This is a genomic window from Longitalea arenae (assembly GCF_016924755.1).
GTDB classification, from domain to species: domain Bacteria; phylum Bacteroidota; class Bacteroidia; order Chitinophagales; family Chitinophagaceae; genus Niastella; species Niastella arenae.
In genome coordinates, this window is record NZ_JAFFJX010000002.1 from 993,167 (window position 1) to 1,018,788 (window position 25,622).

Genomic DNA, 25,622 nt, shown 5'->3' on the forward strand with positions numbered 1-25,622 from the left:
GGATATGGTGATAATTCGATGTTGTGATAATCAGTTTGAAGCTTTATCACATTAGCTAATTAACTATATCGTCCACGTAGTGAGTCCATGATCAACAAACTGGTAGTTCTTCACAAAGCCGCCAAATTTCGATAAACATTCAATCACCGCATACTTGGCATTGCCGGGACAATAGAAGGTCATAAATCCGCCACCGCCGGCGCCTGAGATCTTTCCGCCTGTGGCGCCTGCTTTCCTGGCTCCTTCATAGATCTCATCCATCAGTGTATTGGAGATACCTTCGGCCATCTGTTTCTTTTGCTGGAAACCATAATCCAGGATCTCTCCAATTTCATGCAACCGGCCTTTCAGCAACGCTTCTTTCATCAACTGCGCCTGGCGTTTTAACTGGTGCATGGCATCGATCGGCTTTTCCTTTTTCGATACCACATTCTGGCTTTGCTTTTCAATGATCCTGGCCGACTCGCGGCTGGTAGCTGTATAATATAATACCAGGTTATTCTCCAGCTCAAACAGGTATTGTTGTTTTATGCGCAGTGGGTTTACCACTACATTTTCGCCATAGAATTCCATATAATTCACGCCACCAAACGTTGCCGCATACTGGTCTTGTTTACCACCCGCCATTTTCAGGTCGTTCCGTTCAATATCATAGGCCAGATGGGCAATATCATATTCGCCCAGGGGTAACCGCAACATTTCCGCAAAGGCGCCTACAATGGCCACTACCAGGGTAGAAGAAGTACCTAAACCGGAGCCGGCAGGTGCGTCAACAAAAGTTGACAACCGGAAGCCCGCTTCAGGCATGCCGTATTGTTTCTGGATACGGTTATAAACACCTTTCAGCAGGTCGAGTTGCCCGTCGATGGGCAATTCGGCAGCCCAGGGAAATTGCTGCGTCTCGTGCCTGTCAAGGGCCTGTAATTGAATGGTCTTTTCGGCAAGTGGTTCTATGTTCGCATAGGCATACAGCGACACCGTAGCATTCAGGATAGCTCCGCCGTAGAGGTCACTATACGGACTTACATCGGTACCACCACCGGCCAAACCGATACGTAAGGGTGCTTTGCTTCTGTAGATCATTTATTTAGTATAATAGGTTTTGTAGTGTCAGTAAACAGTCCGGGAAGCATTTAGCTGATTGTCAAAATCGTATTGACCAGGTTATGCCAGGAATATTTTTCTTTTTCGATGCGAAGATGTGGTATAAAATGCTGTTCTCCAAGTTCAAAATAGCGGGTAATGGCTGCGGCCAGTGAAGCCGGCTCCGGTTCGCATACCAATCCTACCTTTTCATGCGGCACCAGGGTAGGCAAACTGCCAACATTGGTTACCACCATTGGCTTTTCAAAATGATAGGCCAGGGGCGTAACACCGCTTTGGGTAGCGCTGCGATAAGGCTGTATGACCATATCTGCGGCGCAGAGATAATATTTCACTTCACTGTCGGGAATAAAATCCGTTCTTTGTATCAGGTTTTCTTCAATTCCCAATCGTTGTATTTGTTCCTGAAATGGTTTTACATCTTCGTAAAATTCCCCCGCCACCAAAAGTTTTGGAACTGGGCTATCCGGCTTCGCCTGCTGTTTCAATACGCTCATGGCGTCATATAAAATATCAAGCCCTTTATATTTTCGAATAAAGCCGAAGAAAAGGATGATCTTTTCATCAACCGGCAAGCCAAGCTTTTTGCGGGCATCCTCTTTTGATACCGGCTCACCAAAATTGTCGTACAGGGGATGTAAAACCTGTTGCGCCGGTTTGTTCTTTTCAAATTGACGCAGGTCGTTCATTACCTTTTCACTCATGGTAATGAACGCATCACAACTATTGAGAAAATAACGGGTGAAGGCTACATCCCCCGGTCTTTTTTCGTGCGGAATTATATTATCCGTGATCGCAATGATACGGGTATGGCGGTTTTTTCGCGCCCTGCGCAAAATGGTGCCCAGGGCCGGTCCCATAAAGGGCAACCAGTACCGCACTACAATTATATCGGGTTGAATACGCTTCAATGCATTACCTACCTGTAACCAGTTTAACGGATGCACCGAATTAATAACGGAATAGATCTCCAGATCTGCAGGCGCCGGTTCCGTTGAATACTGTGTGGTGCCGGGAAACAAAAAAGAAGGGTATTGCAGGGAAAAAGAATAAATGCTACAGGTATGGCCTTCATCAATAAACTGTTTGCACAGCCGCTGGTTGAAGGTGGCTAAGCCACCCCGCAACGGATGCCCGGGTCCTATGATGACGATTTTTTTCGAAGCCATTAATCAATTCCTGTTTTCTGCTCAATTAAATAGTGATTACGGCCAGGTGAGTTCCGGGAGATCAGTTCGCCGAGGAATCCGGCAATGAACATCAGGGTACCCATGACCATCAGCGTTAAGGAAATATAAAATACAGGCCGGTTGGTAATTGCGTATTCCGGCTCAATGATCTTGGAAACGATCAGGTACAGTACCATCAGCAAGCCCAGTACCAGTACTCCGGAACCCCAAAGCCCAAAAAAGTGCATGGGCCGTTTACCGTATTTGCCAACGAAAGTAATGGACGCCAGATCTAGAAAGCCGTTCACAAAACGCTCCCAGCCAAATTTAGTAGTACCGTATTTGCGCTTGCGGTGCTCCACCACTTTTTCACCGATCTTTTTAAAACCCGCCCATTTTGCCAGCACGGGGATATAGCGATGCATTTCCCCGTACACTTCAATGCTTTTAACTACTTTCAGCCGGTAAGCTTTGAGCCCGCAATTGAAATCGTGTAATTGGATCTTCGAGATCCGCCGGGTAGCCCAGTTAAAGAATTTACTGGGGATATTTTTCGTGAGGGTGTTATCGAAACGCTTCTTTTTCCAGCCGCTTACCAGGTCATATCCGTCTTCAATGATCATTCTGCGCAATTCAGGTATTTCATCCGGACTGTCCTGCATATCGGCATCCATTGTGATCACCACTTTGCCCAATGCGGCTTTGAACCCCTCGTTCAATGCAGCAGACTTGCCATAATTGCGCTGGAACCTGATCCCTTTGATATTGTTATTCTTTGCACGTAATTGTTCTATTACCTGCCAGGAGTTATCGGTGCTGCCGTCATCGATCATAATGATCTCATAAGTGAGACCATTGGCAGTGACCACCCGCTCGATCCAGGCACACAATTCGGGCAGGGATTCATCTTCATTCAACAAAGGCACTACAATGGATACATCCATAGTTATTGGTTAAAAGTATTTTCGAACGCAGGCCGTTTTCTTTTTATGATCGCCGATACGATCAGGGCAACAATGAACCACCCGATACAGCCAAAAACAAAACCCAGGAGTAATCTTCCAATGGTGTAGTTATTCTTGTTCAGCGTCTCTTCTACCGCTTCGTCGATCTTTTCCTCCGGCGCACCCAACTTACGCATCAGTTTTTCCGCCTGCTCGGCTGTTACCTGCGCCAACGCCTCCCGGAAGGACACATCAATATAATTAAACAAAATATACTGAAAAAGGGTTGCGATCAATGAGCCGATCACCAGGATGGTGAAGGTGGCTTTCAAAGCTTCTGAAAACTCAAGGTATCCTCCCTGCAGTTTTCTGATCTGCAGGCCGCCAATCACACTGATTGCGATCGGTAAAACGGTTCCTACCCAGGCAATAGGGCTCACAAACAATTTTGCGCCGCCAAGATAGAGTATTACAGTAAATACAATTGATACGCCTCCATTAATAAGTCCGTAAAGAACGCCCAGGTTCCTGGGAGAGGATGATGCAAGAGTCATGCAATAAGATATTAATTTAGAATTAAGGTTTCTTTGTTGATGATCCCTTTTACCGCACCGTTGAGGGTTTTACCGGTAAAGGCCGAGTTCTTGGATTTCGACCGGAAAGAAGCCGTTGTAAATGTTACCGGCACACCAGGCTCAAACAGGGTAAAACAGGCCTGCGCCTCCTTATTGATCACGGGGCATTCCAAACCAAATATTTTCCGGGGATTAATGCTTACCAGCTCCACCCAGCGGCTTTCGGTAAGTGCAGGCAGAATGGTCTTTATTGCACTATAAGAAGTTTCGAGTCCCGTCATGCCGTATTTGGCGTATTCAAATTCCAGCACCTTGCTGTCGTATTCATGCGGCAGGTGGTGTGATGCTATACAATCGATGGTTCCGTCGAGCACGGCCTGTCTGAGTATTTCTACATCGCTTTTTGTGCGCAGGGGAGGATATACTTTCAGGTTGGTATCATACTCCATCAGATCTTCATCGGTGAAGAAAAGGTGGTAGGGAGTCACTGAGCAGGTGACCGCCAGTCCGGCGTCTTTTGCGCGGCGGATATATTCCAGCGATTTCGGTGCGCTTACACCAGTGAAATGCAGTTTCGAGTCGGAATACCGCACCAGTTTAATATCGCGGGCTACCTGCAGTTCTTCGGCCATCATGGGTTTGCCGGGCAATCCCAGCCTGGTGCTCACAATTCCTTCATGCATGAGGCCATTGGCGCCAACACTTTTATCGTCGGGAATTTGAATAATGGTTCCTTCAAAGGCCTTTACATATTGCAGCGCTTTCAGCAACAGGCCGGCAGATTGGATCGGGTTCAAACCATCGCTAAAGGCAACGGCCCCGCTCGTACGCATATCGTACATTTCAGCCAGGTCCTTTCCTTCGGCGCCTTTTGAAATAGCCCCGATGGGATGCACATTCACCGGCAGCGACCGCGACTTCTGACTGATGTATTCTGCCTGGGTTTTGCTATCGACCACCGGTTTTGTATTGGGGATCACGAATACATCGGTATAACCACCGGCAGCGGCAGCGCGGGCGCCTGTTTCCAGGGTTTCCTTGAATTCGTAACCGGGATCGGCAAAATGAGCAAACACATCCACCCAGCCGGGCGAAAGGTGCAACTGGCTGCCTGTAATGATCTTGTCTGCTTCTGCTGAAATAGCAGGTTGAATATCCTTGATTATACCTGATTCTATAAGGACATCCTGCTTCGTTCCGTTAAATGGGGATGATGGGTCAGTTATTGTAACCTGTTGAATTAGAATCTTCATTCTCAAAAAGTTGAGCGAAGATAAGGTTTTCTGTTTTAAGTTGTTCGTTCTCAGTTCTTAGTTCTTGATTGTAAGGTGAATCCATAAAAGGGGGTTGTGTTGCCAGGCACCGGTTGCGGGCGTAACATTCTGAGATCCCGCCTAAAGGCAGCGTGATTGACATTACGAGCCCTGGAAACCGGTAACCGGTAACCGGTAACTGGTAACCGGTAACTGGTAACTGGTAACCGGTAACTGGTAACCGGTAACTGGTAACCGGTAACTGGTAACTCTTCTGTTAGTTGACCTTATTCATGGGCTTGTTATTCAAAAACGCTTCAATATTGGCGACCGTCACGGCCATCACCCGTTTGCGGGCTTCCCTGCTCACCCAGGCATTATGCGGGGTAATGATGCAGTTTTTGGCGTTCAGTAGCGGATTTAACGCATTTGGCGGTTCGGTCGACAATACATCCAGCCCGGCACCGGCAATGCGGCCATTATTCAATGCATTGGCAAGATCCTGTTCATTGATGAGCTGGCCGCGGGCCGTATTAATGATAAAGGCGGATGCTTTCATGCGACTGATCAGTTCTGCATTTACAAAACCGGTATTTTCAGGCGTCAGTGGACAATGCAGCGACACTACATCACTTTTTGCAAATAATTCCGGCAAAGGCAGCCAGGGCGCAAATGCTTTTTCTTTTTTTGCGGGATTGTAGTAACAAAGCTCCATACCCAATGCCTGGGATATACGGGCGGTCTGTTGGCCGATGTTTCCCCAGCCAACAATACCCATCGTTTTTCCGGCCAGTTCTGTAATAGGCGCTTTCTGATAACTGAAATCGGGGCAGTTTGTCCACTCACCGGCCGCTACGGAAGCGGCATGTTTTCCTACCTGGTTGGTCAATTCGAGCAACAAAGCAATGGTATGCTGCGCAACGGAAGCAATACCATATGCCGGCACATTGCATACGGCAATATTGCTTTTTGTTGCCGCCTGCACGTCGATGATATTATAACCGGTTGCCGTAACGCCGATCATCTTCAGCTGCGGCAATCGGGCCAGTGTAGCTGCGTTAAAAGGCACTTTATTAGTAAGCACGATATGGGCATCCTTACACTTGTCCACGATCTCATGCGGCTGCATTCTGTCGTACACGAACAGCTCGCCAAATTGTTCCACCGGTTGCCAGCTCAGATCGCCCGGGTTCAATGTATAGCCGTCGGTTATTACTATTTTGATCATTGCTAATTATTAGTAAATGGCAAAATAACAGGAAAATCGGTACTTCCAATTCTTTTCTATCTTCGTGACAAACGATCAATATGGCGGATTATATAATAAATGTTGCCGAAATAGAAGAATACCAGATGCTGAACGACCGGCAATCGCTGGATGGTATCTTCCGGCGGGCCCAAAGCGCAGTGGTGGGTGGGGAAGTAGTGGCGCTGGTACGGAATAACCCAAACGGTCAGTCGTACCGCTTTAATGAGATCTCCACCCTGGAAGACCTGAACGAATACAAAAAGAATGTATATAAATACGTAAAAGAAGATTAACAACTTTTAAGCGAAACATATGAAAGTGCTGGTTACGGGCAGTGCCGGCCATTTGGGCGAAGCCCTGGTACGCACACTGCGCAAGGATCATCAGGTAGTGGGCCTCGATATAAAGGCATCACCATTTACCACGTCTACGGGATCGATCACCGATCGCGATTTTGTAAAAGAAAACATGCAGGGGATCAATGTTGTTTTACATACCGCCACCTTGCACAAACCACATGTGGCTACGCATACGCCCCAGCAATTTGTTGACACCAATATAACCGGCACGCTTAATTTGTTACAGGAAGCTGTTGCGGCGGGCGTGGAAGCATTTGTATTTACCAGCACCACCAGCGTATTTGGCGATGCCCTGGTACCACCTGCAGGCGCAGCCGCCGCCTGGATAACAGAAACGGTTACCCCGGTTCCGAAAAACATTTACGGCGTTACCAAAGCAGCAGCAGAGGATCTTTGCCAACTCTATTACCGCAATTCCGGTCTGCCCTGCCTGGTACTGCGTACTTCCCGTTTTTTTCCGGAAGAAGATGATAACCGGAAAATGCGGGAGATCTATCCCGATTCGAATCTCAAAGCCAACGAATTCCTCTACCGCCGTGTGGAAATTGAAGACGTCGTAAGCGCTCACCTGGCAGCCATGGAAAGGGCAAGGTCTATTGGATTTGGCACCTACATTATAAGCGCCACCACGCCATTTCAGCAGGCTGATCTTTGGGATCTGCGTACAAAGGCCCATGAAGTGGTCAAACGGCTTTATCCTGAATACCTGGCCATATATGAGCAACGAGGCTGGAAAATGTTCCCTGCTATTGACAGGGTATATGTGAATGAACTGGCCCGCAGGGAATTGGGCTGGGAACCAAAGTACAACTTCAGGTATTTGCTTGAACAGCTGAAAAATACCAACGAGCTGCGCAGCCAGCTGGCCAGAGAAATTGGCGCCAAGGGTTATCATGCAGAAAAATTTACTGAAGGGCCTTATCCCGTCGACTGACGGCAACGCTGAACGGGTTTCAGATCGTGCATGTAGCCGGTCGCAGCGGTTTCACGACTTTAGATAGTTCGCCCGGCCGCTATAAATGAGGCTGTCAGGCTCAAAAATTCCACGAAGGTCTCCAGTGAAAATGTTATGTACATTTACTGAAAAGACCAGATATGGAAAATAACTATCCTTACGACACAAGGCTTGATATTAAATATGATCATCTTGAGCTCATTGATGTGCCAGCGATCGTCAAAGCCAATCAGCACAAGTGGTTTAACCAAACGCTTACCAAAGTAAACAGCAGCGTGGTGCGGGTAGCCATCATAGAAGGGGAGTACCACTGGCATAAACACGATAATGATGATGAGTTTTTCTTTGTGCTCGATGGTCAGCTGCTCATCGATCTTGAAGACAAGACGATCACTTTAAATCCCTGGGAAGGGTTTACCATTACCAAAGGAATTGTACACAGAACAAGAGCGCTTAAAAAAACGGTCATGCTGATGGTAGAGACCAGTGATATTGTGCCTACCGGTGATTAGATGTGAGATTTCGGGATTTTGAGATTTTGAGATTTCGGGATTTGCCGGCCAAGAGCCGACAAATCCCGAAATTTCTATTTTAAGTTGGTAATAGCACCTGGTTTTACTCCACCAGTTTCGTTACAGCGGGATGTTGTTCTAAAGTATCAATCGTTGCAGTGGTCTGAAACAATTCCACGATCACCTGTTTACGTGCGGTAGTCCATCTGCCAAGGCTAATATTATATACACCACCCATCATACTGAACAGGCCGGCATCGGAAGGATCGGGGCCAGGAGGGTGCAGTTCATTAAACGGATAAGCCATATTGGCGGTGTTGCCATTGGAACGGTAATGGAGGTAAGGCACTACCTTTGGCTTGTAAGTAACCGGATCTATACTTACCGAATACATAGAGTACCAGTCGTTATTACAGATCCTGTAACCTAATATGGGCTTTTTATTCGGGTCATAAATAGCGGCTGCTCCGCCCGAGGCTACAAACAACACATCTACCGGCACGGATGTTTCTGTAACAGTGGTGCCTTTGAATATGGCTACTCCACAGGTGTTTCCACTGTTGGCAAAGGGGCCCGAGGTGCCAAACGTACTTGCGCGAACAAGGCCTCCGTCGCCCCTGTTTGGGTTGGTGCCGGTGGTAGCAAAGGTTTTCTGGTACCAGTTGGCGGTTGCGGGAAAGGAATGGGTGCCTAAGGAACCATTGATCTTTTTACCCTGGAAACCAAAATAAAAGAACTTCCCTTTTTGTACGCTGCCCGAGTTAATATTCCATTTTATGGTACGCTGCCCGCCTGTGGCCCAGCCGGCATCGAGCGGAGTTGCAGAACTGGCGCCGCCTGAATTCACGCAAAATACAATGCTGTAAGGCGTGACTGTAAAATCTATATCTTTAGTAGCAAGCATTTGTACATATTCATAGCCCCCGTCTCCGCCCTTGGGATCGCTCTGGAAGCCGGTTATAAGGAGATCCTGTGCCATAGATCCCATATTCACTATATCATCTGCATTTCTTGTTCTGAACTGTACAGGTCCGTCGGAAGTACTAAAAGGGATGCCCACATAGGCGGCCAGCGCATAAGGCGCATTTTGCGCATAACTTACACCCGGATCGGTATAAAGAGCGAGGTCTCCAAAACCATCATTGATCGTTTTAAAACCACTGATCACAGCTCCCGGTGCCAGCGCGGGATTAAAACTCGCTTTATTAATAAGGCAAAGCGAACTTTCGTACTTCTCAGGATTAGCATGCAGCTGCGCTACGGTTATGGCGTTTATCCCAACCACACCTTTACCCTTAACCGTAACATTCGATTCTGTCAGGCCGGTTATGGTTAAAACGCCGTTTTTCCGGGTTAACAATCCGCCTGTAATATCTATCCATAACGAGTCGCCCGGACGATAGTTGGCCGCAGCGGCGCCGAGCTCTATGGAAATGCCCCGCAGCGTTTGGAGGCGGCGGCTATCCTGCACCACCAGCAAACCTTCCGGAAGATTTTTTTCTGTATGGTCCGATATAACTACCGCAGCCAGTTTGGAAGCACCATACATGATATCTTTTGAAAGAACTACATCCTGCCCTTTATAAAGCGGACGCAGATCCAGAATAGAACCGATGTCGTTAGGCTCACCTCCCGGATAATACTTGTATGTTTTAGTGCAACTGTTTATAGTCACAGCTATACCTATTATTACAAAAAGATTTACTAAATATTTCATCTTTAGATTTTTTATAGTTGATACACTTAAGGCCGTTGCCACCATACATTGGTTGATATTTCATCGGGGCCCTGTGCAGCTACAGCAGCTTTGTAGTTTGAGGGGTTGGCAGCCTGAACATACACAGGGTATACCAGGCGTGCAGGCATTACGCCTCCGTTTTCCAGTCCCGGCCCTTTAGGCAAAACCGGATGTCCGGTGCGCCGGTATTCAAACCACTGCTGCAGATCCGTCATGAACAGTGCATAATATTTCTGTAAGTGGATCTTTTCCATTTTATCTTCTTGTGGGAGGTTATCATCCCAGACTTCGCCTGCAGCGTCGAGATTGTTAAGATGGTCGGTAAAGTTGGTAGCACTGGTACTTTCCGGAAAGTTAGGCACCCAATAGTTGATAGCGGATGCAATGCCCTGGTAATAGTAGTTCTTTGTATCAGCTTGCACACCAATCCATCCCTTCAAGGCCGCTTCTGCCAGTATGAACTGTACTTCGGCATATTGCATGATGATACCGGTCAATGGATTTTGCTGAAGCGACCAAACGCCACCGGTACTCGTATTATCAAAGCTTTGAAAATAACAACCCTTTGTATCACCGGTTCCTGGCAGGTAGCCGCTTTGAACGCCAAACCATCCGCCGCCGCTGGCCTGTGCAATACCGAAACGGCCTATACTGCCTGATCCATAGGGAGTAGAAGATACATAACGCGGATCAGACCACGCGATCAAATGATCTAAAAAGAAACTGCAAATAGCCGGAGCCCGAAAATCCTGCGCTCTCACCCCGTTCAAATAAGGTGATGTGTATGGATCTGTAGTACTGGTGCCACCGCTCCAAAGGATCCTGGCGCAGTCTGCATTGCTTTCAAAGATCGGATACTGGCCAGGGTTTTCTACGATCTGTTTTATTTTTGCAATACATTGCTCTTGTACTTCTGCTTTGCCCGATACCCGCAACAAAAGGCGCAGGTATAAAGAATTGGCGAATTTTCTCCATTTAGCTACATCGCCTTTGTAGAGGGGATCGCTGGATACCACGATCGCAGCACCGGCCGAAAGCAGGTTATTGGCTTCTTCCAACTGGATAAACATATCGAGATAAATATCTTTCTGCCTGTCAAAAGCCGGTATTACATTTTGTTGATCGCCCTGCAGCGCCTGGGAATAAGGAATATCGCCATAAGTATCTGTCAGATTCGAGAACAGCCATACTTTGCATATCTTTCCAATAGCCTGGTAAGAAGAATTGGAGACCTTTTCGGTACGCGCCAGGCTGTCTACCTGTTTGAAGTTGGTCAGTTGCACATACCATGCGTTCCATAAATAATCTGACATACTGCTTCTGAAAGCATACCTGAACACGGTATTATCACCATCGCTTTGCGATACGGTTACCTGCATCAGTTCATTGTTAAAGCTTCTGTTCCTGCTCATGCCGGGCCAGATAGCGTTGATCATGGCAGGAGCCAGCAGCTTGTCGGGAGTAGTGTTGATAATGTTGATAGGATCTGTGTTCAGCTCTTCAAACCCCTTTTTGCATGAATAGAGTGCTGGCATAGCCATCAGAACCATACATGCTATAATTAATTGCTTTCTCATCCGTTTATTCTTTTTTGATTGATCAGATCTTTTACCCAATAATTAGAACCCTACTGTTAATGTGAAGCCCATGGTACGGGTCGATGGGAACTGTCCTGTTTCAAAACCTGTAACGATATCCGACCCGGCCAATGTTCCAAACTCAGGATCAAATATTGGCCAGGGTGACCAGATGAACAGGTCGCGCCCGTAAAGACCAACGCTTGCGGTATTCAAACCGATCTTTTTAAGCAGTTTTGGCTTAAAGGCATAGGACAAGGAAGCTTCCCGGAATTTTACAAAGTCGGTGCTAAAAGTGCTTCCTTCTGCATTGAAGCTACCGATGCTGTATTGATAATACTGATCGATATCGGTAGCTACCACATCATTCTTCTGGAAAGACCCATCAGGATTTTGTACCACGCCGTTACCGATGATACCATTGTACCTGCCCGGTAATGTACTTTTAAGCTTTCCCTGCTCTGCCAGTTTGTAATGGGTAAGTGAATAAGCCACGGCGCCTACCTGCGCATCGAACAGCACATTTAAGCTGAAGTTCTTGTATCGAAAATTATTGCCAAGACTGAACTTGTGTTTTGGTATGGTGTTGCCGAGGTAAATAATATTGTCTGTGATCTTCGGGAAGCCTGTTGTGGCGTCAAAGATCACTTGTCCGTCGGGACTGCGTTGGTAACCGAGGCCATACAGATCGCCCATGCTGCCACCTATCGAAGCAACTATCTGGCCGCTGGCAATATTGCCGGCGCGCAGCAATACCGCACTGTCCGGCATCGACACGATCTTATTCCGGTTGAAAGCAAAGGTTCCATAAAGGCTCCAGTTAAAACCTGTAGCACTTGCAATGGGTTTGGCATTAAGCTGAATTTCCAGCCCATTATTCCTTACTTTCCCGGCATTGATCGTTGCCGTGTTGTAACCGGAAGAGGCATCTACCGTTCTTGTGAAGATCTGGTTCCTGGTATTTCCAAAATACACGGCAAGGTCTACGCTGAGCCTGCCTTTAAAGAACTGCACTTCGGTACCAAACTCGAATGTGGAAGTGGTAAGTGGTTTTAAATTCACGTTAGGCAGCTTGGTGGGGCTTACAAGGGCACTGTCCGGATATATACCACCACTTGCCAGCGAGTATGTATACGCTGTTAAGTAAGGGGTGGTGCCGCCGCTACCCACCTGGGCGTATGAAGCACGGAACTTGGTATAGTTAATAAAACCTGGCAGTTTTGCCACTTCCGACAAAATGAAACTGGTGTTGATCGAAGGATAGGTAAACCCTACATTGTCGGTTCTTTTCGGAGTGGCCAATACGCTGTTCCAGTCCTGCCGGCCGGTAAGCTCAGCATACAGGTAATTTTTGTAACTGAAATTCACAATACCGTAAACACTATTGATCTGGTAACCGCTTTTATCGGGATAATAGGTCAATCCATACAAACTGTTGTCAAGGTTATAGATCTGCGGGTAGGGGGAGCCGCCTTTTAAAGAGTCAGGATATCTCAACCCGTCGGCCCTCACATCTGATTTGTCATATTCGTTTTTCAACTGGCTGCCACCAAGGGTTATACCTAATTTTATGTTCTTGTTGAGATTCTTATTATACCGGGCCATGAAATCGTAGCTTTTTTCGTGGCTATAGATGTTCTGTTTTCTAACGGAACCATAGATCAGGCGGGTGCCGGCATCGTAAGGCCGGTCCTGCTCACGTTTATCGTTCATCCAGTCAAGGTTACCGCGCAACATGAAGCTCAGCTCATCGGTAAGCTGGTAATTCAGTGTAACGTTCCCTGTTACGTTGTTCCTTCTTGTTTTGTTCAAAAATTCATTTACGATCGCAAATGGATTCTCGGGAAATGAAGAGAACGGATACCTGATCTGTTTATACATGCTGTCATATATGCTGCCTTCACCGCCTGCCCAGTAGTTTCTCAGCCAGTTATAATCGGCGCTTGGTTGCCAGAAAATATACCAGTACATCAAAGACTGGTTTCCATAACCTGCGGCCGGCAGGTTATCGCTGAGCCGGAAACCGTAGTTCACTTTGGTGGAAAGTTTTAATTTACTGGTAATGTCGCTATTGGTGGTTAATCCCACGTTCCTGCGCACGAAACCTGTATTGGGCACGATCCATTTGTTTTTTTCTGTACCAGCGTTGATACGTACGCCTGTGGCGCCTACTTTGGTATCTATGCTGATGCTGTGCCTCAGGTCAGTTCCCTGATCCCAGAAATCGTTGATATTATCGTAAGCCCGCCAGGGAGTGCGCTCTGTACCTACTGTCTGGCGCACGGGGTCGTATTGATAGAACATTTGTCCGTCAAACTTAGGCCCGTAAGCAGAGCTGGTACCGCTGGTGCTGGCGCCATCCTCCGTAGCGCCAAAAGAGTAATGCAGCGCCCCACCCAAACCCTGGCCATATTCATATTGCAGTTCAGGATACCTGTTTACCTCTTCGATGTTTCCGTTAACTGTGTAACGGACGTTTAACTTACCTTTCTTTTTCTGGGTGGCAGATTTGGTGGTGATGATGATTGCGCCGTTCGCCGCCCGCTGGCCATACAATGCAGCCGCAGCAGGCCCTTTCAGTACAGATACGCTTTCAATATCCTGCGGGTTGATATCATTCAACGAACTGCCATAGTCGGCCGGCAGGTTGTCGGAGTTGGTGGCATATACCGCATCGCCCCTGTTGGCAGAGCGTTTACCGCTGCCATTGCTGATCACCACGCCATCCACTACTATAAGGGCTTCATTGTCGCCGGTAAGGTTGTTTTCGCCCCGGAGAATGATCTTACTCGAAGCAGCTGGACCCGAACCGGAACGAACCAGGTTGAGCCCGGCTACTTTACCCGAGAGGGCATCTGTCCAGTTTAAACTGGTTGCCTGGGTAAGCTGCGTGCTGTCTACTTTTGTAAGCGCATACCCCAGCGACCTTTCAGATTTTTTTATACCTAATGCAGTTACTACCACGTTCTGCATTTGCTGATCGTCTTTCTGCAGCGCAATGCTCAATGACTGTTGCGCCTCGGCGGTGAATTTTTTTCTCATCGGCAGATAGCCAACAGCCGTTATTTCTACAGTGCCTTCAGATAAAGCCGGAAGGGTTTTGCTAAACCGGCCATTGTCATCGGCAATGGCCATCACATTCTTCTGTCCGTCCTGCTTAATGATCACGGTAGCGCCTGAAACCGGGTTTCCGCCTTCAGTGACAATACCTTTCAAGACCATCGTAGGCGCTTTTTTGGGAGCATCACTTTTTTTGATCACCCAGCTGTTACCGCTGGCCGATGCCATAAAACCACCTGGCGCCAATACCTTATTCAATAACTCACCTACACTGCCTGCTTCATAAGAGGCTGCAGGTACCTGTACAGCAGCCAGCTCATCATTCGCATAAGCCAGCTTCACTTTAAATACACGGCCAAAATCCTCGGAAATAGCAGCGAGGTTACCAGCCGCATGCCGGTAATGAACCGGGCCCGATTGTGCATACAGGTTCATGATACCTGTAATGAGCAGCACCAAAAGCGCAGTGAATGTTTTAGTTAGTTTTGCGTATTCCATATATTCATTTACATTATAAACAATACAATGCCGGTCCGCTTTTTCAGCAGATCAAAGAATAGGTTGGCGATAAGGATTTGTTAGTGAATATTAAAACCAGTCAATGTGTTCAGCACCGTTAAATTATCCTGCAATGAAATCGTCAGATCCCAGGTAAGCGTTACTTTTTTATTCTTATCAATAGTGCCGTACGTTAGCTTAACCTGATAATATGTTTCCAGGCGATTCAGCAATTCTTCAATCGTAATATTTTGCAACCGTATCTGTTGTTGCAGCCACCAGTCGGCAGCAGCGGGGTTAACGGTTTGCACCCTGCCTGTCAAGGCTTTTGCAGTGACCACCTGTTGGCCCGCGGCGAGCAACTGGTCACCACTGGTGTTCTTCAGCGATACCCTGCCTTCTTTAACGGTCAGTTGCAGATCAACCGAATCCAGCTTATGAATGGTGAAAGCAGTTCCTACAACAGTAACCAGCTGCCGGTTAACACCAATGGTAAAAGGGTGTTGCGCATCTTTGGCTACACTGAAAAAAGCAGTTCCTTTTAAAAGAACCGTCTTTCGCTGCTTTAAGAAATCAGCATACACCTTCACGGTTGTATGAGGCGTGAGCCATACTTCAGAGCCGTCTTGCAGCCTGATCATTTTTGAACTGTCGGCGCTGGCCAGTTCCTGCCACACATTCACAGCCGCTGGTGCATGATTGTGTGGCATCTTAATAAATATGCTTACCAGGATGGCTGCTGCTGCGCTTAATCCAATAAAAAAGAGCTTTTTTTTCCGGCGGCCTTTGTTGTCAATGCGATCGTTGATGCTGTTCAATAAAGATTGCTTCTTTTGTGCACCAATAGCACCGGGTGATTGCCATGCCTGCAGCCATTGCTCATCTGAGTGTTTACTATTACTACTATTATTTCGCTTTGACTTACGGGGCATGCCTGAACAGCTTTGGGTTAATAGACGTTGGTGAAATGGATCTGGTACTAGAATGATGTTAGAAAAAAAGGCGAGGTAACAATTTGGTAATAGAGAAGAATATAGCAGTCATTTGAATTGAAATTTAAGGGATGTTCCGCCTTTGCGGTCTTCAGGTTGCCAGCCCGAACCCGCACAGCCGGCATTCCTCTTTTACGTTAAAAGAATAGCTGCACCTGCCGTAACATTTTTACAATGCGCTGGCCGGCAGTATGTAATTGATTTTTTACGGTTTGTTCGCTCAATTGCAATTCGGAGGCGATCTCTTTAACCGAAAGCTGGTCTTCGTTCTTCATGGCATAGATCCTGCGCATTTGCCCCGGTAATTTACTGGTGGCATTTTTCCAGATGTGATATGCCTGTTTGTATTGGTATTGTTCATCGGGGAGGGGCCGGCCTTCGGTATGCTCGGGCATTTCGGCTGGTAAAGTGTACCTTTTTCTTTTGGAAGCCCGCAGGTGATCGCTGATGCAATGCTGAACAATGGTATATAGATAATTGCGGAATGAGGTATGGATGACGATCGACTGACGTTTTTTCCACAGGCGTATAAATACTTCCTGCAGCACGTCATCGGCTTCTTCCGAACCATTCAGCCGTAAACGGATATACGTATGAATGGGATCGGCAAAGCGGTTAAAAATCTCATCAAAAGCAATTCTGTCCCCCTGTTTCAGTTGCAGCAATAATTCGCCGTCGTCGGGAACAATTGGCTGAAAATTCATATGGCGCAAACTTAGCAACCAAATGTACTACCATAAAAGAAGTTGTTTTACTAAATGTTTAAGTTTTTTTAAGAAACTTAAAGCTCACCAGCTTGCGCAAACGTTTGCATTAAAGTTTTCAACAGTATGTAACCCGCAAAAACCTGCAAACCGAAAGATTTGGAGCCAGATCGAAACAAAAAGAGACTGCCATCGTAACAAGATGACAGTCTCTTTATAGATCCTGATCGGTTATTTTGCGTTTATTGCTTTATTAATTTATACTCAGCAACTGTTTCTTTCTTATTCACCTTTAAGATATATACGCCTTTCGGTAAAAATTGCAGGTCATTGTAATATTGCGCATTGTTACCCGCAGTAACAAAACCGGTCTTACGCCAAACGAGTGTGCCATCGCTGTTGTATAGCCTGAATTGAACCGGTTCCTCGCTATTGCTTTGCAGCGCAATTACCACATGATCGGTAAAGGGGTTCGGTGAAACGGTTATCTCGAAGGCCTTCACATTCGTACGGATGGTGATGATAGCGCTATAAGTAAACTGACCGTCTTTGTCTACCATTTTCAGGCGGTAATAATTAATACCGCTGGCAGGTTGGGCATCAGTATATGCGTACTGCTGAACCAGGGCATTGGAAACGGAAGCCATTACCTGGCCCAGTGAGGAAAAATGCCTTCCATCAGTACTGCGTTCAACAACATAATGCGAAAAGTTGAACCCTGCATCGGTTTGCCAGTTAAGATAGGTTTTGTCGTTATTGAATACGCCTTTCCAGGAATACAGGGTCACAGGCAACACACCACAATGAGAACCATTGACCGAAGGACCAAAGAACCCAACAGGGCCTGTAAGGATCGTTTTTTTGCCCACGGACCCGGATGCTGCGTTGTAAACGTTATTAAGGGTGCCGTTTTGTGAACCAGTGCGGGTAAGCCCATTTGCGCCGCCATTTACAAATATGCTGGCATTCGCAATTACATTGCTTACTACAAAACCGCCGCCGCCGCCACCACCAGGGCCATGCGCAAACCAGGTTTCCATATTACCGCCCTTACCACCATTTGCCTGGGCGCTGATGGTACCTGCAATGGTACCGCCCGCCTCGTTGGTTACTACTATGATAGTTCCACCGGCGCCACCGCCCCCGGCAGCATCGGTTACCCCGCTTTGCTGAATATCAGTGGCTGCAGCACCATTGGCCAATACCGAGCCGCTACCACTATACGATTTGGCCCGAATGATAACGATACCACCGCCACTTGCGCCGCTGGATAAATGCTCGTAGAGGTTTTGGCCATTATTTAATAAACTGTTATTGCTGGTGCCGGCACCGCCGCCGCCACCCAAGACCAATCGCTGCAGGGAAGCTTCCGCAAAAGCAGCACCGCCGAAACCTCCGGTATTGTACGTATTTGGATTTGCGCTACCGCCATCCCAGCCACTGCCGCCTTTTCCGCCAGCACCGCCATTACCGCCGCCGCCGCCACCGGGATTATATTGGTTTGAACCGGGATCACCATCGGTTCCGCCTCCACCGGCATTTCCGGGCGCCGCTCTTCCCATAGCCCCTCCTATATAACCTTCCAGGGTGCCGTTGGTCGTAGTGACCGTGGCGCCATTTGCCCGATAGTAAATGGGCGTTCCGGCAATACCTTCGCCTTTTGCGCCGCCTGTTTGATTAGCGGCAGTTGTAACAGCAGAATTCCAGCGAAGATCATTATTTGTAATTGTTCCGCTGCCATTGGTATTTCCCAGGTCAGCGCCGTCAAAATACTTACCGCCGCCACCGCGGAAACCCAATCCGCTTGCATCTATTGTACCATTCAGGGTGATTTGATTGGCAGCTTCCAGTACAATCACTCCGCCTGTACTTCCATTCCAGGCGGGAGCAGTGATAGACCTGCCGGCATCAATGGTCAAATTGTAATACCGGCGCACCCTGACCACCTGAAAACTTTGGGTACCGGTAGCAGCAGAAAAAGTGCGGGCGTAATAGCTATTCGCCAGTGGATATTGTACTGTAATTGTACCACTGTTGAAACCGGTTACAATATTATACTCGTACTGGCCGGCTACCAGGTTACTGCTGAGGTACCCGCTGGCATTACCCCCGGCTACGCCGTCGCCATATGAATCGTTATTCGATGTGTTGATATCGGCCCCCTGCATCTGTATGATGAATATCATATCGCCATTGCTCAATGCAGTTGCATTGCCCCTTGCATCCCGTGTGCCCACAGTAAGGGTGGTTGTACCGCTGGCTGCATTAGCAGTCCCGGGATAATAGGAGTTCACAATATTGGTTCCTGTTCCAATAGTAATGGTTCCGGTGGTGGGTGCGGTACCGCATTGACTGAAGGAATGATAGCATAAAAAAAAGAGCGAGGAGAGAAATAGGGACGATCGCGTAAAAAATAATTTCATCACTTTCTTTGTTTGGTTGAGATGGTAATTCGGATCAAATCTTAAAAATTCGCAAATATAACATCAACCGACCGCCTTATCTAATGGTTTTCCTGTATAATTTACATTTAATATGAGTATACCCAAACGCCCTGTAGAAAAAACACTACAGGTGTACAATAAAAAAACGGAGTACGCCCAGCGAAAGGGAACATACTCCGGCCTTTATGAATTATTTAAAACTGTATTTAAAAAGCAAACTCCTTCACCGACTCTACGGCTTTTGGAAAAGCCGCATCTTTTAAATGAGGTAACCCTGTTCCTTCAACCCGGAATGTGGTAACATCATTCAAACCGATGAAATTAAGTATGTACCGTAAAAATGGCTCTGCGAAATCATAGGGCTTCATGGGACCATCTGAATAAACCCCGCCTGTAGCCATCGCCAGGTACACCTTTTTGCCGGTGACTAAACCCACTGGTGCACCGTTCACATAATTGAAGGTTATTCCCGCCCTTACAATATGGTCGATCCAGGCTTTTAATGAAGAGGGAATGCTGAAATTATACAGAGGCACGCCGATCACAATGATATCGGCTTCCCTCACATCGTTGATAGCCTGGTCAGAAAAGCTGACAAGTTCTTTATGGTCCGGGCTACGTTTTTCTTCAGGTGTAAAAAAAGCGGTTATTTGCTCAGGATGTAAATGCGGCAAGGGGTTCTTTGTAAGATCATGTGTTTTTACATGACTCCCGGGGTAAACTGTTAACAATTTGTCAATGATGGCGTTTGACAGTTTATTGCTGTAAGAATGTTCACCTTTTGCACTTGAAACTATATTCAGTATCTTTTTCATTGTAATTGATTTTTGAATGATTCTGTGAGCTTGTAATGGTGTGTTTTTGTTTTCAGAACAAAGCTACTTACCTTTGCTATACATTAGTAAGTACTATACAGTTGTATAGCTCTATACAAATGGATAGTACTATAACCCAGTATAGCACTTCAAAAAATAAATAACATGGTAAAAAAGGAAGAGCGGGAACATCACAAATGCCTGGGCATCATACTACCGGTATCGGATGCCATACATATCCTGAGCGGAAAATGGAAACTGCCCATTATTATTTCATTACAATTTGGTAACAAAAGGTTCAGTGAAATAGCGAAGGACATTCCCAAAATAACCGATCGCATGCTTTCCAAAGAGCTGCGCGACCTGGAAATGAACAAATTGATAAAAAGAACGGTGTATGATGCCGTTCCGGTGGTGGTGGAATATTCACTTACTGAATATGGCGAATCGCTCGACGATCTTATTCAGGAGTTGTACAAATGGGGCACCAAACACCGTAAAAAGATCATGGCCAAGGATTAACCAATCAAAATCACTTTTTGCCGCATGGCCAAACATCAGGAACTGACCAGGATCACGAGATCGGGTTTCGACTTCTTACTCGCATTGAAAAAAAATAATCACCGCGAATGGTTCAATGCGCATAAAGAACAATATCAGCAGGAACAGGAACAGCTGGAGCTATTTGCCCAAGCTTTGCTGCGGGAGTTGAATAAACACGATGTGATTGAAACCCCATCGGGAAAGAAAAGCCTGCACCGCATATACCGTGACATCAGGTTCTCGAAGGATAAAACACCTTATAAAACAAACTGGAGCGGCCATTTTAAACGGGCCACCAAATACCGCCGGGGCGGCTATTATTTTCATTTGGAGCCGGGCAAAAGCTATCTTGCCGGTGGGTTCTGGGCGCCCAATGCCCAGGATCTTAAACGCATCAGGGATGAAATAGCGTTCGATGATAAACCGCTGCGAAAAATACTGAAAAGCAAAACCTTTATCACCACCTTCGGCACCCTGACCGGAGAACAGGTAAAAACAACTCCCAAAGGATATGAAGCCGGCCACCAGGCCATTGACCTGTTACGCTACAAACAATTCCTGCTCATCAGGCCTTTCACCGACCAGGAAGTACTGAGCGATCTCTTCCTCAATCAGGCCAGTCAAACGTTTAAAAACATGCGCCCCTTTTTTGATTACATGAGTGAGGTTTTAACGACCGATACGAACGGACTGGAAATATGATACACAGCCATTCTTAACGCCTGGCCTTTTATCTTTCCGGCTCACATGCAACGGTTTGAGTGCCCTGGATTGTCCGGGCTCTGTACATAGTTTTTCCCGGCCAAAATGAAGATTCTTTGCTGGATATACATTAATTTACTGATTGATGAAAGTGGAGAAACCCGATAGCATAGTAACCGGTTTTTTAGTGTTTGTGATCATATTACTGACAAACCAAAAGATTTATTCCCAAACCCGCATCCTTACCATAAAAGTGCTCGACAGCATTCAGCTGCCGGTAAGCAATGCAACCATCAGGATCAATCAGAAAGAAAGATTAGCCGATACCACCGGCATCATCTCGACAACTTTACCCAAAGGCAGGCACCGGATAGTAGTAAGTGCTGTAGGCCATTACAACACTACCAAATTTTTGCTGCTGAATAATGACACTACAGTTACGGTATACTTGCAGTCGCGCGAAAGTTTGTTACAAAATGTAATTGTCACCGGCAGCCGTAACATTCTGCGAAACCAAATGAGTGTGCACAGCCTCGAAATGGCGCAGATCCAGAAATTGCCGGTGATCCTGGGTGAAGTGGATCCCATGAAGACAATTACCCTTTTACCCGGAATTAAAAACGGGGGGGAAGCCAGCGCTGGCATCTATGTACGTGGCGGCGGTCCTGATCAGAACCTCGTTCTGCTCGATGGCATACCGGTATATAATCCCAATCACCTGCTCGGCTTTTTCAGCGTTTTTAATGGGGATGCTGTTAAGAATATTGAAGTAATAAAAGGCGGTATGCCTGCCGAATACGGTGGCCGCCTGAGCAGCGTGATTGCAGTAAATACCCGCGATGGCAATAAAGACTCCCTCAAATTTGGCGGGGGCATTGGCCTCATTTCTTCCCGGCTTTCGCTCGAGGGACCCATTATAAAAAAAAGATCGTCTTTTGTTATCAGCGCCCGCCGCACTTATATCGACCAGGTAGCCAGGTTAATTGCGCCTGACAGCATCGGTAATAACGGGTATTTCTTTTACGACGTTAACGCCAAAGCAGACTTTATCATCAATAATAAAAACGCCCTCTATCTTACATTCTATGTGGGTAAAGACAAGTTTAGCTTTTTCGATGATGATGAAGACGGCCCAAGACGGGAATTCAATGCCATTTGGGGAAATACCATTGCCGGCCTTACCTGGAAACAACAACTGCACAGAAAATGGAAACATGAGTTATCGCTCGTGCGAAACGATTTTAATTTAAACAGCCAGATCGCATTTTCCACCAATGGTTTTATATTTTCTTCAGGGCTTACAGATCACACGGTAAAAGACGATTGGACCTATATACCGGCCAGCTGGATCCGATGGAAAGGCGGCTTTCAATATACCTGGCATAAATTCAGGCCGGGCGCCGGAAGCGCCAGCGCCGGCTTCCAGGAATTCGAAGCACAAATTAACGACCAGTATGCACGTGAGGCAGCAGGTTATTTGAGTGCTGATATTGATATTACTACCCGGCTCAACCTGGTAGCCGGCATGCGCTACAGCTATTTTAACCAGGTGGGGCCAACGGAGCACGTTATATATGGACCCGATGGTGCGCCCACCGGCGAAACAGCCTATTTTAAAAGAGGCGAAAGCATCGCCCGTTATCATTATCCTGAGCCCCGCATCAATCTATTATACAAACTGCCGAATGCAGCGAGCCTTAAGCTGTCATATACGCGCACCATTCAATACCTGCACCTGGCCACTACCAGTGCAGCCACATTCCCCAGCGATCTCTGGGTGCCTGCCAGCCGGCTCATTAAACCTGGTAAAGCAGAGCAGGTAGCTGCCGGTTTTTTTAAAGGTTTTGGCAATGGCCGGTATGAAGCCAGCGTGGAAACCTATTACAAAACCATGAACAATCAACTGGAATTTAAACCAGGCGCCCGCTTGTTGTTGAATCAGAATATAGAAGGTGAGATGATCTTTGGCAGTGGCAAGGCATATGGACTGGAATTGTTTGTGCAAAAGAAAACCGGAAAACTCACTGGCTGGATCGGTTATACCCTGAGCCGCGCCGAACGTACATTCGCCGATATGAATGAAGGCAAGGCATTTCCTTACCGCTATGACCGCACACACGATATAAGCGTAGTGGCCAATTACAATATCAGCAAAAAATGGGAAGCATCCGCTGTTTTTGTTTATGGAACCGGCAATGCATTGACCATGCCCACGGGCCGATTTGTATACAATCTGGGTTATAATGTACAGGACCAGGAACCCATTTTCACAAATATCAGTCAATACGACAAGATCAACGACTACCGGATGCCGGCCTATCACCGGATGGATATTGCTTTTACATTTACGCCCAGGCCAAGGAGCACAAAACGGTTTAAAAGCAACTGGGTATTCAGTTTATACAATGTCTACAACCGGCGTAATCCTTATTTCATTTACATCGATGCCGATGAGGATGAACGCATGATCCAGGGAAAACAGGTATTCCTGTTCCCCATATTGCCGGGTATTACCTGGAATTTTAAATTTTAAGGGAATGAAAAAAGCAAGCATATATCTTTTGATGATGTCAATGGCGGTATTCGCTTCCTGTGAAAGGAATTTTGACATAAAACTGAAGAACAATCAGGAGCAACTCATCGTTGAAGCTTATATAAACAATGAACTGCCATCTTATAATTACGTAATACTCGGCCGCAGTCAAAGTTATTTCGAACCGGGCTTTGAAAATACTCCCGTGACCGGCGCCACGGTGTCCATTACAGAAGGCACCCAGCTTGCCAATAATACCTACAACTGGGATCCGGCCTCAAAAAGACAATTGAAAGAAGGCCGCCTTCCACAATTCGGGAATCAGCTATTGCCCGGTGTTTATTTCGATAATACGCTGCTGTTTAATCCGGGCAATGCCTTAAAAGGTAAACCCGGTAAAAGTTACCTGCTGGAAATTGACGCGGAAGGAAAACAATACTCCGCCATCACGACCTTACTGCCAATCGTTCCGCTTGACAGTGTAACTACCGGCTTTCACTATATTGATGAAGATGTCGATACCACCCAGGAAAAAGCGCGGCTGACCGTTCATTATAAAGACCCGGACACCGTTGGTAATACCCAGCTGTACTACTGGAGCACCATAGATTCAAGGGACAATTTTGGTTGGGGCGCTATGGGTACTAACCGCTTTACACCAGGCACCGACGACCTGGTGAACGGCCAATATATTCACCTGACCCTTTCCAATGGTTTTGCTATAGGCGACTCTGTAAATTATTATATGGCCAGCGTTGAAAGGAAAGTGTATAACTTCTGGGACAGCTTCAATAAAGCAAGGTCGAACTCCGGACCTTTCTCAACACCGGTACGCCTTCTGAATACGATCAGTGGTGAGAATGTCATCGGCTGCTTCAGTGGTTTCAGCCTCAGCACAAAAAGCCTGGTCGTTCATTGATCACATAGTAGCAAACCTTTTCTGCACATAATCCCAGTTCACTGCATTCCACCAGGCACTGATATACTCAGGGCGTTTGTTCTGATATTTTAGATAATAGGCATGCTCCCATACATCCAGCCCCAGCACAGGAATACCTTTTACTTCAGCCACGCTCATTAACGGGTTATCCTGGTTGGGCGTTGAAGTTACTACCAGCTTTTTATCATTGGTGTAAACGAGCCAGGCCCAGCCGCTGCCAAACCTCTTTTCGGCTTCCTCGGAGAACTTGTTCTTGAATGCCTCCATAGAACCAAAATCGCGTGTGATCAGATCAGCTAATTTGCCGCTTGCCTTATTACCTTCTGAAGGCGCTTTTAACATTTTCCAGAACAGTTCATGGTTATAATGACCGCCGGCATTGTTCCGCATTTTGGCCGAATATTTCGAAATGTTCTGCAGCAATTGCTCAATACGCATTGATGAAGTATTTACCTGTTCCGCTTTAACCGCTTCTGCCAGGTTTTTAGCATAGGTACCTGCATGTTTTGTATAATGGATCTCCATGGTTTGGGCATCAATGGCAGGCTCAATAGCTTTATAATCGTAGCCAAGCGGTTGTTGCGTCCAGCCAATATCGTTATTGTCACCAGCCATGGAGAACAAACTTTCTTCGGCGGCCATTGACACCAGGGCAGGCACAGTTAATACAGTGGCCAGTCCGGCCTTGCCGGTATTCCTGATAAAATTGCGGCGGCTTATGGTGTTTTCTTTCTTCATAACAGTTTTTTTAAAGCGGGTAATACATGTAATCGGTTAATACTTAATGAAGAAGTATGCAATGCAATTTTTGGGCCTCATAATTAACCAACTATTAATGTCATCCTCTTGCATGAATTGAATAAATTAGTAATGTTGCTTTCTCATTTAGTCAGCGGGACTAAAGCTGAACTTGTAAGTGGCAGGTAATGTTCACGGATTGGATTTAAACGAGCGTC

At 46.7% G+C, this 25,622-nt stretch carries 21 protein-coding genes; 7 read left to right on the forward strand and 14 right to left on the reverse strand.

Features of this window, described 5'->3' with window-relative positions; translation table 11 throughout:
• Positions 1-63: 63 nt before the first annotated feature.
• The 6 genes from JT717_RS08645 to JT717_RS08670 form a co-directional block, all read right to left on the reverse strand.
• Positions 64-1,083: a GHMP family kinase ATP-binding protein gene (locus tag JT717_RS08645; RefSeq protein ID WP_205509799.1), complete on the reverse strand. Its 1,020-nt coding sequence runs from the start codon at positions 1,081-1,083 to the stop codon at positions 64-66.
• A gap of 50 nt (positions 1,084-1,133) precedes the next feature.
• Positions 1,134-2,273 carry a glycosyltransferase gene (locus JT717_RS08650; RefSeq protein ID WP_205509800.1) on the reverse strand — a complete coding sequence of 380 codons (1,140 nt, stop codon included), beginning with the start codon at positions 2,271-2,273 and terminating at the stop codon, positions 1,134-1,136.
• Positions 2,273-3,217 carry a glycosyltransferase family 2 protein gene (locus JT717_RS08655; protein WP_205509801.1) on the reverse strand — a complete coding sequence of 315 codons (945 nt, stop codon included), beginning with the start codon at positions 3,215-3,217 and terminating at the stop codon, positions 2,273-2,275. The genes JT717_RS08650 and JT717_RS08655 overlap by 1 nt, the downstream gene beginning before the upstream one ends.
• A 2-nt stretch (positions 3,218-3,219) precedes the next feature.
• Positions 3,220-3,771 carry a DUF4199 domain-containing protein gene (locus JT717_RS08660; RefSeq protein ID WP_205509802.1) on the reverse strand — a complete coding sequence of 184 codons (552 nt, stop codon included), beginning with the start codon at positions 3,769-3,771 and terminating at the stop codon, positions 3,220-3,222.
• Positions 3,772-3,782: 11 nt separating this feature from the next.
• Positions 3,783-5,045: a dihydroorotase gene (locus JT717_RS08665; protein WP_205509803.1), complete on the reverse strand. Its 1,263-nt coding sequence runs from the start codon at positions 5,043-5,045 to the stop codon at positions 3,783-3,785.
• Between the two features lie 277 nt (positions 5,046-5,322).
• The gene (locus JT717_RS08670) at positions 5,323-6,273 is read right to left on the reverse strand and encodes a D-2-hydroxyacid dehydrogenase (protein WP_205509804.1); all 951 of its coding nucleotides are present in this window, start codon (positions 6,271-6,273) and stop codon (positions 5,323-5,325) included.
• Between the two features lie 80 nt (positions 6,274-6,353).
• On the opposite strand from JT717_RS08670, the gene JT717_RS08675 reads away from it, so the two are divergent.
• The 3 genes from JT717_RS08675 to JT717_RS08685 all read left to right on the forward strand — a co-directional run bounded on the left by JT717_RS08675 (position 6,354) and on the right by JT717_RS08685 (position 8,120).
• The gene (locus JT717_RS08675) at positions 6,354-6,587 is read left to right on the forward strand and encodes a hypothetical protein (protein WP_205509805.1); all 234 of its coding nucleotides are present in this window, start codon (positions 6,354-6,356) and stop codon (positions 6,585-6,587) included.
• 19 nt (positions 6,588-6,606) lie between these two features.
• Positions 6,607-7,587, forward strand: coding sequence for an NAD-dependent epimerase/dehydratase family protein (locus tag JT717_RS08680; protein WP_205509806.1), 981 nt, complete (start codon positions 6,607-6,609; stop codon positions 7,585-7,587).
• 161 nt (positions 7,588-7,748) lie between these two features.
• Entirely contained in the window at positions 7,749-8,120 is a 372-nt protein-coding gene (locus JT717_RS08685) for a cupin domain-containing protein (RefSeq protein ID WP_205509807.1), read from the forward strand.
• A gap of 103 nt (positions 8,121-8,223) precedes the next feature.
• Here the strand turns inward: JT717_RS08685 and JT717_RS08690 are convergent, their stop codons facing one another.
• From JT717_RS08690 to JT717_RS08720, 7 genes are all read right to left on the reverse strand, one after another.
• Positions 8,224-9,837 carry a DUF5689 domain-containing protein gene (locus JT717_RS08690; RefSeq protein ID WP_205509808.1) on the reverse strand — a complete coding sequence of 538 codons (1,614 nt, stop codon included), beginning with the start codon at positions 9,835-9,837 and terminating at the stop codon, positions 8,224-8,226.
• 26 nt (positions 9,838-9,863) lie between these two features.
• Positions 9,864-11,435 carry a SusD/RagB family nutrient-binding outer membrane lipoprotein gene (locus tag JT717_RS08695; protein ID WP_205509809.1) on the reverse strand — a complete coding sequence of 524 codons (1,572 nt, stop codon included), beginning with the start codon at positions 11,433-11,435 and terminating at the stop codon, positions 9,864-9,866.
• Positions 11,436-11,477: 42 nt separating this feature from the next.
• Positions 11,478-14,993 (reverse strand): SusC/RagA family TonB-linked outer membrane protein, encoded by a 3,516-nt coding sequence (locus JT717_RS08700; RefSeq protein WP_240347890.1) that lies wholly within the window; start codon positions 14,991-14,993, stop codon positions 11,478-11,480.
• Between the two features lie 80 nt (positions 14,994-15,073).
• Complete coding sequence (locus JT717_RS08705) at positions 15,074-15,925, reverse strand: FecR family protein (RefSeq protein ID WP_205509810.1); 852 nt, start codon at positions 15,923-15,925, stop codon at positions 15,074-15,076.
• Between the two features lie 197 nt (positions 15,926-16,122).
• The gene (locus JT717_RS08710; RefSeq protein WP_205509811.1) at positions 16,123-16,689 is read right to left on the reverse strand and encodes an RNA polymerase sigma factor; all 567 of its coding nucleotides are present in this window, start codon (positions 16,687-16,689) and stop codon (positions 16,123-16,125) included.
• 242 nt (positions 16,690-16,931) lie between these two features.
• Entirely contained in the window at positions 16,932-19,112 is a 2,181-nt protein-coding gene (locus tag JT717_RS28730) for a T9SS type A sorting domain-containing protein (protein WP_205509812.1), read from the reverse strand.
• Between the two features lie 227 nt (positions 19,113-19,339).
• On the reverse strand, positions 19,340-19,948 hold the full coding sequence (locus JT717_RS08720) for an FMN-dependent NADH-azoreductase (RefSeq protein WP_205509813.1): 609 nt from the start codon (positions 19,946-19,948) through the stop codon (positions 19,340-19,342).
• Positions 19,949-20,113: 165 nt separating this feature from the next.
• Here JT717_RS08720 and JT717_RS08725 point away from each other — a divergent pair, with 165 nt between their 5' ends.
• The 4 genes from JT717_RS08725 to JT717_RS08740 all read left to right on the forward strand — a co-directional run bounded on the left by JT717_RS08725 (position 20,114) and on the right by JT717_RS08740 (position 24,645).
• Positions 20,114-20,470, forward strand: a complete 357-nt coding sequence (locus JT717_RS08725; RefSeq protein ID WP_205509814.1) for a winged helix-turn-helix transcriptional regulator — start codon at positions 20,114-20,116, stop codon at positions 20,468-20,470.
• Positions 20,471-20,494: 24 nt separating this feature from the next.
• Complete coding sequence (locus tag JT717_RS08730; protein ID WP_205509815.1) at positions 20,495-21,193, forward strand: DUF2461 domain-containing protein; 699 nt, start codon at positions 20,495-20,497, stop codon at positions 21,191-21,193.
• A gap of 145 nt (positions 21,194-21,338) precedes the next feature.
• Positions 21,339-23,726, forward strand: a complete 2,388-nt coding sequence (locus JT717_RS08735) for a TonB-dependent receptor plug domain-containing protein (protein WP_205509816.1) — start codon at positions 21,339-21,341, stop codon at positions 23,724-23,726.
• Positions 23,727-23,730: 4 nt separating this feature from the next.
• Complete coding sequence (locus JT717_RS08740; protein ID WP_205509817.1) at positions 23,731-24,645, forward strand: DUF4249 domain-containing protein; 915 nt, start codon at positions 23,731-23,733, stop codon at positions 24,643-24,645.
• Here the strand turns inward: JT717_RS08740 and JT717_RS08745 are convergent, their stop codons facing one another.
• Positions 24,646-25,404 carry a superoxide dismutase gene (locus JT717_RS08745; protein WP_439650909.1) on the reverse strand — a complete coding sequence of 253 codons (759 nt, stop codon included), beginning with the start codon at positions 25,402-25,404 and terminating at the stop codon, positions 24,646-24,648.
• Positions 25,405-25,622 lie beyond the last annotated feature (218 nt).